This window comes from Pseudomonas sp. 22085, assembly GCF_052045815.1.
GTDB classification, from domain to species: domain Bacteria; phylum Pseudomonadota; class Gammaproteobacteria; order Pseudomonadales; family Pseudomonadaceae; genus Aquipseudomonas; species Aquipseudomonas glycinae.
Window position 1 is genome coordinate 57722 of record NZ_JBQEQA010000016.1, and the last position, 12674, is coordinate 70395.

Here is a 12674-nt window from a genome sequence, read left to right on the forward strand (position 1 = left end):
TCCGGGGGTGGGAGCGCAGCGACCGTGCGGCGCAGCCGCATGCATCGAGAGGAGGTGCAGCGAAGCAAACCGTAGGCGATGCCCCCGGATGAATCCCGGAACGAAGGAACGCCGAGCCACAGCGAGGCGCCGAACGCAGGGGCCAAGACCTTTGGTTACTTTGGGGCGTTTGCCAAAGTGACCCGCTGTAAGAGCGGAACCGCCAGCCGCAACACCCAAAGAAACGGATATTCACCCAAACCCAAAACAGCATGGTCGGCCCAAAGGCCGCCAAGTCAAAAGCCGAAACTGACAGCGCCGTCAGCCAGCCGTCACCCTCCTGACCCCCAAACAAGTTTATAAAGACAAAACCTGCCCAAACCCCGTCCCCCTGGCGCCCCACAAGCATGCAAATCCAGAAGAAAAAGGCCCTGCTCGCCACCCTGCTGATCGCCCTCGCAGCCGCCGGTCTGTGGTACGCATACAAACCCGCCCCGGCCAAACTCGCAACCCCCACCGCCATCCCGGTGCGAGTCGTCGCCGTCAGCGAAAAAGACGTCCCCCGCTACACCAGCGGCATCGGCTCGGTCCTCTCGCTGCACAGCGTCGTGGTGCGCCCACAGATCGACGGCATCCTCACCAAGCTCTTGGTCAAAGAGGGTCAGCTGGTGAAACAGGGCGACCTGCTCGCCACCATCGACGACCGCTCGATCCGCGCCAGCCTCGACCAGGCCCGGGCGCAACTGGGCGAAAGCCAGGCGCAACTGCAAGTCGCTTTGGTCAACCTCAAGCGCTACAAACTGCTCAGCGTCGACGACGGCGTATCGAAGCAGACCTACGACCAGCAACAGGCACTGGTCAACCAGCTCAAGGCCACCGCCCAGGGCAATCAGGCCGCGATTGACGCGGCACAGGTACAACTTTCCTACACCCAGATTCGCTCCCCGGTCACCGGCCGCGTCGGGATTCGCACGGTCGACGAAGGCAACTTCCTGCGCATGACCGACGCGCAAGGTCTGTTCACTGTGACCCAGATCGACCCGATCGCCGTCGAGTTTTCCCTGCCCCAGCAAATGCTGCCGACCCTGCAAGGCCTGATCAGCGATCCGCAGCGCGCACAGGTCAAGGCCTACATCGGCGCCGACACCGACGGCGAAACCGGCAACCTGCTCGGCGAAGGTCACCTGACCCTGATCGATAACCAGATCAACGCCAACACCGGCACCATCCGCGCCAAGGCCGAGTTCGACAATCCCAACCAGAAGCTCTGGCCGGGCCTGCTGGTGACGGTAAAGATTCAGACGGCGCTGGATAAAGATGCACTGGTGGTCCCGCCCACCGTCGTACAGCGCGGTCTCGACCAACACTTCGTTTATCGGGTCAACGGCGACAAGGTTGAAGCGGTGCAGGTGCAGATGGTTTATCAGGGCAGCGGTCAGGACATCATCAAGGGCGTGAAACCCGGCGACGTGTTGGTCAGTGATGGCCAGTCACGGCTCAAGCCCGGTTCGACCGTGCAAGTCATGAGCGAACCGCCGCAGGTGGTGCAAGCGGAGCCCAAGCCATGAAGCAGCACAAAGGCGTTTCGACCTGGTGCATCGATCACCCGGTGGCGACGATTCTGCTGACCATCGCGCTGGTGCTGGTCGGGGTGATTGCCTTCCCGCGCCTGCCGATTGCCCCACTGCCGGAAGCGGAATTTCCGACGATTCAAGTCTCAGCACAGTTACCCGGCGCCAGCCCGGACACCATGGCTTCGTCCGTGGCCACGCCGCTGGAGGTGCAATTCAGCGCCATCCCCGGCATGACCCAGATGACCTCCAGCAGTGCGCTGGGCTCCACGTTGCTGACCCTGCAATTCACCCTCGACAAGAGCATCGACACCGCCGCCCAGGAAGTGCAGGCCGCGATCAACACCGCCGCCGGCAAACTGCCGAAAGACATGCCGACCCTGCCGACCTGGAAGAAGGTCAATCCGGCCGACAGCCCGGTGCTGATCCTCAGCGTCAGCTCCACGCAAATGCCCGGCACTGAACTCAGCGATCTGGTGGAAACCCTGCTCGCGCGTCAGATCAGTCAGATCGACGGTGTAGGCCAGATCAACATCACCGGTCAGCAACGTCCGGCAATTCGCGTACAGGCCTCGGCCGACAAACTGGCGGCCATCGGCCTGACCCTCGCCGATATTCGTGTGGCGATCCAGCAGACCAGCCTCAACCTCGCCAAGGGTGCGTTGTACGGCGACTCGAGCATTTCCACGCTGTCGACCAACGACCAGTTGTTCCACCCCGAGGAATACAGCCAGCTCATCGTTTCCTACAAGGACGGCGCCCCGGTTCACCTGAGGGATGTCGCGAAAGTCGTCAACGGTTCGGAAGATGCCTACGTGCAAGCCTGGGCCGGCGATCGACCGGGCGTGAACCTGGTGATCTCGCGCCAGCCCGGCGCCAACATCGTCGAAACCGTGGACCGGATTCAGGCCGCCCTGCCCGGCCTCGAAGCCATGCTGCCGGCCTCGGTGCAGGTCAAAACCCTGATCGATCGCACCCAGACCATCCGCGCCTCGCTGCATGAAGTGGAAATCACGCTGCTGATCGCGATCCTGCTGGTGGTGGCGGTGATGGCGCTGTTTCTGCGCCAGTTGTCGGCGACGATGATTGTGTCGGCGGTGCTCGGTGTGTCGCTGACCGCCAGTTTCGCGCTGATGTATTTACTCGGCTTCAGTCTGAACAACCTGACGCTGGTGGCCATCGTGGTGGCGGTAGGTTTCGTGGTCGACGACGCCATCGTGGTGGTGGAAAACATTCACCGCCATCTGGAGGCCGGCGACAGCATGCGCGACGCCGCGATCAAGGGCGCCGGCGAGATCGGTTTCACCGTGGTGTCGATCAGTTTCTCGCTGGTGGCGGCGTTCATTCCGCTGCTGTTCATGGGCGGTGTGGTCGGGCGCCTGTTTAAGGAATTCGCCCTGACGGCCACCTCGACCATCATGATTTCCGTGTTGGTATCGCTGACGTTGGCGCCAACACTGGCAGCGCTGTTCATGCGCAAACCGGTGCATCACGCCCATGACAAACCGGGCTTCAGTGAACGCCTGCTCGGCTGGTACGAAAAAGGCCTGCGCCGCGCCCTCGCTCACCAGAAATTGATGATCGGCGTGTTCGGCATTTCCGTGGCGCTGGCGATTGGCGGCTACGTGTTTATCCCCAAGGGTTTCTTCCCGGTGCAGGACACCGGTTTCGTCCTCGGCACCACCGAAGCCGCCGCCGATATCTCCTACAGCGACATGGTGAAAAAACACCTGGCGATGGCCGAAATCGTCGCCGCCGACCCGGCAGTCCAGGCGTTTTCCCACTCAGTCGGCGTGTCCGGCAGCAACCAGACCATCGCCAACGGACGCTTCTGGATTGCCCTGAAAAAACGCGGAGACCGCGATGTTTCGGCCAGCCAGTTCATCGACCGCATTCGTCCGCAACTGATGAAAGTCCCCGGCATCGTGCTTTACCTGCGCGCCGGCCAGGACATCAACCTCAGCTCCGGCCCAAGCCGTGCGCAGTATCAGTACGTGCTCAAGAGCAACGACGGGCCGACCCTCGCCACCTGGACCCAGAAACTCACGGAAAAGCTGCGCAGCATCCCGGCGTTCCGTGACATTTCCAACGATCTGCAACTGGGCGGCAGCATCACCCACATCAGCATCGACCGCAGCGCCGCCGCGCGTTTCGGCCTGACGGCGAGTGATGTCGACGAGGCGCTGTACGACGCCTTCGGCCAGCGGCAGATCAACGAGTTCCAGACCCAGGTCAACCAGTACAACGTGATTCTGGAGCTGGACACCAAGCAGCGCGGCAAGGCCGAAAGCCTCAACTATTTCTACCTGCGCTCACCGCTCAGCGGAGAAATGGTGCCGCTGTCGGCGCTGGCCCGATTCGACGCGCCGACCATCGGCCCGCTGTCCATCGCCCACGACGGCATGTTCCCGGCCGCCAATCTGTCGTTCAACCTGGCGCCCGGCGTGGCACTGGGCGACGCGGTCATCCTGCTCAATCAGGCCAAGGCCGAGATCGGCATGCCGACCGCGATCAGCGGCAACTTCCAGGGTGCGGCCCAGGCGTTCCAGAGTTCGTTGAAAAGTCAGCCATGGCTGATTCTCGCGGCACTGGTGGCGGTGTACATCATCCTTGGCGTGCTCTACGAGAGCTTCGTCCATCCGCTGACGATCATCTCGACCTTGCCGGCGGCGGGTCTCGGCGCGGTGATCATGCTGTGGATCTGCGGGCAGGACTTTTCGATCATGGCGTTGATCGGGTTGGTGCTGCTGATCGGTATCGTGAAGAAGAACGGCATCCTGATGATCGACTTCGCCCTGGAAGCGCAGCGTCATCGCGGCTTGTCGCCGCAGGATGCGATTTTCGAGGCATGTATCACGCGGTTCCGGCCGATCATCATGACCACCCTCGCCGCGCTGCTTGGCGCCCTGCCGCTGATGCTCGGTTACGGCACCGGCGCCGAACTGCGCCAGCCGCTGGGAATCGCAGTGGTGGGTGGGCTGCTGGTCAGCCAGATGCTGACGCTGTTCACCACGCCGGTCATATACTTGTGGCTTGAGCGGCTGTTCCACAAGCCCAAACCTGCGCCCGTCGCGGCGCTGGCAACGACAGACTGAGGCGGGTCATGCGCGTTCTGATTATCGAAGACGAAGAGAAAACCGCGGACTACCTGCACCGCGGCCTGACGGAACAGGGTTACACCGTGGATCGGGCCCGCGACGGCGTCGAGGGCCTGCATCTGGCGCTGGAAAGCGACTACGCGGTGATCGTTCTCGACGTGATGCTGCCGGGCCTCGACGGCTTCGGCGTGCTGCGCGCGTTGCGTGCGCGCAAGCAGACACCGGTGATCATGCTCACCGCCCGCGAACGGGTCGAAGACCGGATCCGCGGCCTGCGCGACGGCGCCGACGATTACCTCGGCAAACCGTTCTCCTTCCTCGAACTGGTGGCGCGCCTGCAAGCGCTGACCCGGCGCAGTGGCGGCCACGAACCGGTGCAAGTGAGCATCGCCGATCTGTGGATCGATCTGATCAGCCGCAAGGCCACCCGCGCCGGCACCCGGCTGGATCTGACCGCGAAGGAGTTTTCGCTGCTCAGCGTGCTGGCCCGGCGTCAGGGCGAAATCCTCTCGAAAACCGCGATTGCGGAAATGGTCTGGGACATCAATTTCGACAGCGACGCCAACGTGGTCGAAGTCGCGATCAAACGCCTGCGGGCCAAGCTCGACGGGCCGTTCGACGAGAAACTGCTGCACACCATACGTGGCATGGGATATGTGCTGGAGAGCCGTGGTGTCCAGTAATTCCATCGCCCTGCGCCTGAGCGGGATGTTCACGCTGGTGGCGCTGCTGGTGTTCCTGTTGATCGGCGGCGCGCTGTATCAACAAGTGGACAAAGGCCTCGGCCTGCTGCCGGAAGCGGAACTGGATGCACGTTACAGCGTGCTCGAATCCGCGCTCAACCGCTATGGCACTCCTGAGCATTGGGTGAAGATCAACGCCAAGCTCAAGCTGCTCGGCGAAGAGGACAAGCGCATCCGTTTCTGGGTGGTCAGCGGCAATCCGGGCTACGAGTTCGGCGAGCCGGATGCCTTGATCCGCGCGTTTGCCCAAGGCCCGCTGGGCATGCGCGACCTGCAACTGCCCGACCATCCCTATCCGCTGAAAGTGCTGCTCACCGAATTGCCGGCCAAGGATCAACGCCCGCCGTTGCGCTTCATGATCGGCATCGACACCGAGACCTTTCACCAGACCCAGCATCAGTTGCTGATCGCGCTGGTGAGTCTGGCGGTGATCGGCGTGCTGCTGGCCTCGGCCTTGGGTTACTGGGTGGCGCGGATCGGCCTCAAGCCGCTGATCAAACTGTCACAGGAAGCTCAGCGTCTGGCGCCGCCGTTGCGGGCCGGGCGTCTGCGATTGTCGCCGTTACCGCCGGAACTGGAGCAGTTCGTCGACTCGTTCAACTCGACGCTGGAGCGGGTCGAACAGGCTTATTCGCGGCTCGAATCGTTCAATGCCGACGTCGCCCATGAGCTGCGCTCGCCACTGACCAACCTGATCGGCCAGACCCAGGTCGCCCTGACGCGCGGGCGCTCTGCCGAGCATTATTTCGAAGTGCTGCAATCCAACCTCGAAGAGCTGGAACGCCTGCGCTCGATCATCAACGACATGCTGTTTCTGGCCAGCGCCGATCAGGGCAGTAAAGCCACCAAACTGACCTCAACGTCGCTGGCCGATGAAGTGGCGACCACCCTCGAATACCTCGACTTCATTCTCGAAGATGCGCAGGTCCAGGTGCGGGTAAGCGGCGACGCGCGGGTACAGATCGAGATCGCCCATCTGCGCCGGGCCTTGATCAATCTGCTGAGCAACGCGGTACAACACACCGCGCCCGGTCAGGTGATCGAAGTCCAGATCGCGGTCGAGGACCATCAGGTCAGCATCGGCGTAGCCAACCCCGGTTCGCCGATTGCCAGCGAGCATTTACCGCGCTTGTTCGAGCGTTTCTACCGGGTCGATGCGTCGCGCAGCAACAGTGGCAACAATCACGGGTTGGGGCTGGCGATCGTCAAGGCGATCGCGTTAATGCACGGCGGCGATGTGTTTGTGCGCAGTGATCGCGGGATGAACACCTTCGGGATCCACCTTCCGGTCTGAGCCCACCCCTCATCGTTCCCACGCTCTGCGTGGGAATGCCGCCCGGGACGCTCCGCGTCCCTCTCAAGCCGAGCCCGGAAACGACTCTCCCGCTGATCTTTGCTTCTGCTGTAACAGTCATTTATGAAAATCACGCTGTTTCCCAACCCCCGGCAACCTTATCTTTGCCCGCACCAAACAGCACTTGCCAAGCAAGAAGGTTTTCAAGATGTCCAACAGTATGGGTATTGCCAGCGCTTTCGTTTTGTCCTCATTGATCCTGTCGCCGCTGGCGATGGCTGAAGAATCGCAGACGTTCGTAGCGCAAAATGCCGCTCGCGCTCACGCATTCGAACAGCATCAGGCAGAAGTGATGGCCAAGGCGCAGGACGCTACGCAAGCCCCACAGGCCGCAACTTCGCAGGCTCAAGCTTCCGAGAAAGACAGCTGAGTCGCGCACCGCGCAACGTTTCCCTCGACGCGGTTGTTTGGCTCTTCCCGTTCAACCGTCGTCCTTGCAGGCCGCTGATATTCAGCGGCCTTTTTTCGTTGTGGTCTGAACGCTGTCTGGTTCGTCTTTAACAACTGGAAACATCCCGCACCTCAAGACATTGAAGTGTCAGTTGACCCAAGGAGCTTTACCGCACGTGCGTTACCCAGTTCGCTTCACCCCGCTGTTCATTGCAATTGCCGCAACGATTGCCCCCACTGCCCACGCCGCCGAATCCGAGAAACAGGGTTTCGTCGAAGGCGCGAGCCTCAACCTCAATGCCCGCAACTACTACATGAACCGCAACCGTCTGCAGCAGACGGACGACAACATCGAGTGGGGCCAGGGGTTCCTAGGCAAATTCGAGTCGGGTTACACCGAAGGCACCGTCGGCTTCGGCCTCGATGCCCACGCCATGCTCGGTCTGAAGCTCGACGGCGGTGGCGGCACCGACAACTCCAGCATCCTGCCGGTCAGCGACGGTAGCGGCAAAGCGCCGGGCTCGTTCTCCACGGCGGGCGGCACCCTGAAAATGCGTGCGTTCGATACCGAGCTGAAGGCCGGCGACCTGTTCCTTGCCAACCCGGTGATCGCCGGTGGCGAGACGCGCATGCTGCCGCAGACCTTTCGCGGCCTCAGCCTGACCAACCACAGCTTCGACGGCTGGATGATCGAAGGTGGTCAGGCCAGCTTCACCAAACCCTACAACCAGAGCGGCCACAAACGCATCGGCACCTCTTACGGCACCCTAGCCGACGGCGACAAGAGCCAGCACCTGAACTGGGCCGGCGTGGCCTGGAGCGGCGTCGAAGGCCTGACCAGCAGCCTGTACGCGTCCGAGCTGAAGGACATCTGGAACCAGTACTACTACGACCTCGACTACACCTGGGCGCTGAATGATCGGGTGACCCTCAACCCGGGTCTGCACTTCTATCACACGCAGGACACCGGCGACGCGCTGCTGGGCAACATCGACAACAACACCTACAGCCTGCATTTCACCGTGGGCATCGGCAGCCACAGCGTTACCGCCGCGTATCAGCGGGTCAACGGCAACACGCCGTTCGATTACATCAGCCAGGGTGACAGCGTTTACCTCGACAACTCGCAGCAGTATTCGGACTTCAACGGCCCGAACGAGCGTTCGTGGAAGCTCAAGTACGCCTACGACTTCGCCGGCGTCGGCTTGCCGGGTCTGACCTCGTCGCTGTCCTACTCGCGCGGCACGCTGGACCTGACCAAGGTCGATCCGCACAGCAAGGGTTACGCTTCGTGGTACAGCGCCGAAGGTCGCAACGCCAAGCACTGGGAACGCGACATCGACCTCAAGTACGTGGTGCAAAGCGGACAGGCCAAAGACCTCGCGGTACGCCTGCAATGGGCGACCAACCGCGGCGGCAACGGTTATGGCGCGCTGGATACGGACACCGATGAATACCGTGTGATCATCGACTACCCGATCAACGTCTTCTAAGATCGCCGCTACAGTAGAAAGGCCAGCCGATGTGCTGGCCTTTTTTCTTGCCTGTGCCAGCGAGCGGGTACAACTACGCTTAAAAGAATCTCCTACCGAAAAGCGAACCATGATCGCGAGCCGCACCCCCTCCGTTCCCGGCACGACCGGACGCTCCGAGCTGCTGTTGATCTCAGGCAGCCTGCTGAGCGTGATCGCGATTGTGTGCATCGTCACGTTCCTGCTGATCCGTGAACGCGCCAACGCCCAGGAATCGGCGACCCGTAGCGCTACCACCATCGCCCAGTTGATCGATGCCGATGTGCTGCGCACTGTCGAGCTGTATGACCTGACGCTGCAAGGGCTGATTGCCGCTGCCCAGCGTGACGACCTGAAAGATGTGTCGCCGCAGATCCGCCATCTGGCGTTGTTCGATCGCTCCACCACGGCGCGCTTCAAGGGCGACATCCTGCTGCTCGACAAGCATGGCGAAGTGATCGCCGATTCCTCACGGGTCGATCCGCTGCCAGGCAATTTCGCCGACCGTGACTACTTCCTCGCCCACGCCTTCAACCGCGACACCGGCATGTTCATCAGCCGTCCGTTCAAGCCCCGCTGCGACTGCGATGACGCGGACCAGTGGCGGATCAGTTTCAGTCGGCGCATCTCGTCGGACACCGGCGAGTTCCTCGGCGTGGCCGTGGCGTCGATGAAACTCGATTACTTCGATCAGCTGTTCAACAGCCTCGACATCGGCATCGACAGCACCCTCAACATCATCAATAACGACGGCATCCTGCTGGCACAGAAGCCTTATCTGCAGAGCGATTCGATCGGCAAGAGCTTTGCCGCGCGGCCCAATGTGGTGCGGATCCTGCGCGACAGCAACGGCAATGGCAGTTTCAACAGCATCTCGAGCATGGATCATCAGCAACGGCTGTACACCTACTCGCGGGTCGGCAATCTGCCGCTGACGGTAATCGTTGCCCTGTCCAGCGAGGAAGTGTTCGGCGCGTGGCGACGCACGGCGATCCTGATCAGCGGCGCCACCGGCGTGTTGTGTGCCGGCCTGCTGTGGCTGACCTGGCTGCTCGCCCGAGAGCTGCGCCTGCGGCAACGGGCCGAACACGAACTGGCGCAACTGGCGGCGACCGATGCCCTGACCGGGGTCGCCAACCGGCGGATGCTCGACCAGTCGCTGCGCCACGAGTGGTTCCGCGCCCAACGCTCGGGCCAACCCCTGTCATTGCTGATGATCGATGCGGACCACTTCAAGGCCTTCAATGACCGGCATGGACATCAGGCCGGGGATCAGGCGTTGCGTGAACTGGCGAGAGTGATCACCGCCAATGTGCGGCGTCCGGCGGATCTGGTGGCGCGGTATGGCGGTGAGGAGTTTTCGGTGATCCTCGCGGAAACCGACAGCGTCGGGGCGCAGCAGATCGCCGAGCACATTCGTGCAGCGGTGGAGCAATTGCCGAGCCTGAATCAAGACCAGTCACCGATGACCGTGAGCGTCGGTATCAGTACCTGGACGGCGACGAGCGAAATCAGTCTGGAACAACTGTTGTTCGCGGCGGATCGGGCGCTGTATCAGGCCAAGGAAGGTGGCCGGAACCAGGTCGTCGTGGCTTGATGGGGGTTTTGGCCTTTCCGGCCTCATCGCTGGCAAGCCAGCTCCCACAGAGTTTTGGGTGTATTGAGGATCTTTGGATAACTGGAGAACCTGTGGGAGCTGGCTTGCCAGCGATGAGGCCGGTACAGCCAATGCAAAACCAGCAGGCATAAAAAAAGGCCACCCAAAGGTGGCCTTCAAAAAACTAGAGAGGTTTTTTACTTACACCGCCGCAACCGGGCGCATGTAAGAGATCGGTGCAGTGCTGGCGTCTTCGAACGTCACGACTTCCCAGGCATCTTTCTGCTCAATCAACTTGCGCAGCAGCTGGTTGTTCAGTGCGTGGCCGGACTTGAAGCCCTTGAACTCACCAATCAGGCTGTTGCCCAGCAGGTACAGGTCGCCAATCGCATCGAGGATCTTGTGCTTCACGAATTCGTCTTCGTAGCGAAGGCCGTCTTCGTTCAGTACGCCATCGGCATCGACCACGATCGCGTTTTCCACGCTGCCGCCGAGTGCGAGGTTGTGCTTGCGCAGGTACTCGATGTCACTCATGAAACCGAAAGTACGGGCGCGGCTGACTTCTTTTACGAACGAAGTGCTGGAAAAATCCACGCTTGCACTTTGGGTGCGGTCCCGGAAAACCGGGTGATCGAAATCGATCTCGAAGCTCACCTTGAACCCTTCGAAAGGGACGAAAGTGGCGCGCTTGTCGCCGTCTTCCACTGTCACTTCACGCAGGATGCGGATGAATTTCTTGGCGGCGTCCTGTTCTTCCAGGCCAGCCGATTGAATCAGGAATACGAAAGGTCCAGCGCTGCCATCCATGATCGGGACTTCAGACGCGGAGAGCTCGACGTAGGCGTTATCGATGCCCAGGCCAGCCATGGCCGAGAGCAAGTGCTCCACCGTGTCTACCTTCACGTCACCGTTGACCAGCGTCGTCGACATGGTTGTCTCGCCGACGTTGGCCGCGCGAGCCGGTATCTCGACAACCGGATCGAGATCGGCACGACGAAAGACGATCCCGGTGTCGACAGGTGCAGGCTTGAGGGTCAGGTAAACCTTCTCCCCGGAGTGCAGACCTACACCGGTGGCACGGATAATATTTTTCAGTGTGCGTTGTTTAATCATGGCATGGGCCGCTTCAGCGCAAATTGCGAACTGGTATCAACAAAGGCTGGCGATGATAGCAGACCGAGCCTTTGCTGAACACCAATCACCTGAATACCCCTGATACATTTCATCAATCGGCCTGACGACGCAGGAAAGCCGGGATGTCCAGGTAGTCCAGGTCATCTTGCGGATTCATCTTCGCGGCAGTCGCAGCACCGGCCTGAGCCTGGTTGCGCATGACGGTCGGACGGTCCAGGTCACGGTAGTTCACCGCTGGCTGTTCCTGACGAGCGGGTGCCGGTTGCTGCACTTGAGCAGCCGCCATCGAGGTGTGAACGGTGTTGTCGATGACCTTCACAGGCTTCTCGATTTTTGCGCCCAGACCAGTGGCAACCACGGTCACGTGCAGTTCATCGCGCATGTCCGGATCGATAACGGTACCGACCTTGACCATTGCGTGCTCGGAAGCGAAGGCTTCGATGATCGAACCCACGTCGGAGTACTCACCCAGGGACAGGTCAGGACCGGCAGTGATGTTCACCAGGATGCCGCGTGCGCCTTGCAGGTTCACGTCTTCCAGCAGCGGGTTGCGGATGGCCGCTTCGGTCGCTTCACGTGCACGGTTCGGACCGCTGGCGCAGCCAGTGCCCATCATCGCCATGCCCATTTCACTCATCACTGTGCGTACGTCGGCGAAGTCGACGTTGATCATGCCCGGACGCTTGATGATGTCGGAGATACCGCGAACGGCACCGGCCAGTACATCGTCAGCCTTGGCGAAAGCCGACAAGAGACTTGCGTCCTTGCCGAGGATGGTCAGCAGTTTTTCGTTCGGAATGGTGATCAGCGAGTCGACGCTTTCCGAGAGCATGCGGATGCCTTCGTCGGCGATCTGCATACGCTTGCGGCCTTCGAACGGGAACGGACGGGTCACGACCGCAACGGTCAGGATGCCCATTTCCTTGGCCACTTCGGCGATGATCGGCGCAGCACCGGTACCGGTACCGCCGCCCATGCCGGTGGTGATGAACACCATGTTGGTGCCGGCCAGCACTTCAGCGATGCGCTCGCGATCTTCCAGCGCAGCCTGACGGCCGACTTCCGGGTTGGCGCCGGCGCCCAGGCCTTTGGTCACGCCGGTGCCCAGTTGCAGAATGGTGCGCGCGCCGATGTTTTTCAGCGCTTGAGCATCGGTGTTGGCGCAGATGAATTCCACGCCTTCGATGTTGCTCTTGACCATGTGATTGACAGCGTTGCCGCCGCCACCGCCAACACCGATAACTTTGATTACCGGGCTTGCGGGGATGTTGTCTACGAGTTCGAACATTTTCCCTCT

9 protein-coding genes are annotated in these 12674 nt (G+C 61.3%); 7 read left to right on the top strand and 2 right to left on the bottom strand.

The genetic code is table 11. The features are described from left to right. Positions 1-386: 386 nt before the first annotated feature. The 7 genes from ACTJK7_RS20015 to ACTJK7_RS20045 all read left to right on the top strand — a co-directional run bounded on the left by ACTJK7_RS20015 (position 387) and on the right by ACTJK7_RS20045 (position 10243). Positions 387-1547 carry an efflux RND transporter periplasmic adaptor subunit gene (locus ACTJK7_RS20015; protein ID WP_440781101.1) on the top strand — a complete coding sequence of 387 codons (1161 nt, stop codon included), beginning with the start codon at positions 387-389 and terminating at the stop codon, positions 1545-1547. Continuing rightward, positions 1544-4645: a multidrug efflux RND transporter permease subunit gene (locus tag ACTJK7_RS20020; RefSeq protein WP_108563205.1), complete on the top strand. Its 3102-nt coding sequence runs from the start codon at positions 1544-1546 to the stop codon at positions 4643-4645. Before ACTJK7_RS20015 ends, ACTJK7_RS20020 begins: the two co-directional genes overlap by 4 nt. An 8-nt stretch (positions 4646-4653) precedes the next feature. After that, positions 4654-5331 carry a heavy metal response regulator transcription factor gene (locus tag ACTJK7_RS20025; RefSeq protein WP_011335857.1) on the top strand — a complete coding sequence of 226 codons (678 nt, stop codon included), beginning with the start codon at positions 4654-4656 and terminating at the stop codon, positions 5329-5331. After that, positions 5321-6685, top strand: a complete 1365-nt coding sequence (locus ACTJK7_RS20030) for a heavy metal sensor histidine kinase (protein ID WP_064383953.1) — start codon at positions 5321-5323, stop codon at positions 6683-6685. Before ACTJK7_RS20025 ends, ACTJK7_RS20030 begins: the two co-directional genes overlap by 11 nt. Before the next feature lie 208 nt (positions 6686-6893). Continuing rightward, positions 6894-7115 (top strand): hypothetical protein, encoded by a 222-nt coding sequence (locus ACTJK7_RS20035; protein ID WP_041475427.1) that lies wholly within the window; start codon positions 6894-6896, stop codon positions 7113-7115. Positions 7116-7311: 196 nt separating this feature from the next. Then, the gene (locus ACTJK7_RS20040) at positions 7312-8628 is read left to right on the top strand and encodes an OprD family porin (RefSeq protein ID WP_440781102.1); all 1317 of its coding nucleotides are present in this window, start codon (positions 7312-7314) and stop codon (positions 8626-8628) included. A 109-nt stretch (positions 8629-8737) separates the two neighbouring features. Next, entirely contained in the window at positions 8738-10243 is a 1506-nt protein-coding gene (locus ACTJK7_RS20045) for a sensor domain-containing diguanylate cyclase (RefSeq protein ID WP_440781103.1), read from the top strand. Between the two features lie 201 nt (positions 10244-10444). Here the strand turns inward: ACTJK7_RS20045 and lpxC are convergent, their stop codons facing one another. Next, a complete protein-coding gene (gene lpxC, locus ACTJK7_RS20050; protein WP_007956752.1) occupies positions 10445-11356 on the bottom strand; it encodes a UDP-3-O-acyl-N-acetylglucosamine deacetylase in 912 nt (303 codons plus the stop codon). Positions 11357-11468: 112 nt separating this feature from the next. Next, complete coding sequence (gene ftsZ, locus ACTJK7_RS20055) at positions 11469-12665, bottom strand: cell division protein FtsZ (RefSeq protein WP_007956754.1); 1197 nt, start codon at positions 12663-12665, stop codon at positions 11469-11471. Positions 12666-12674 lie beyond the last annotated feature (9 nt).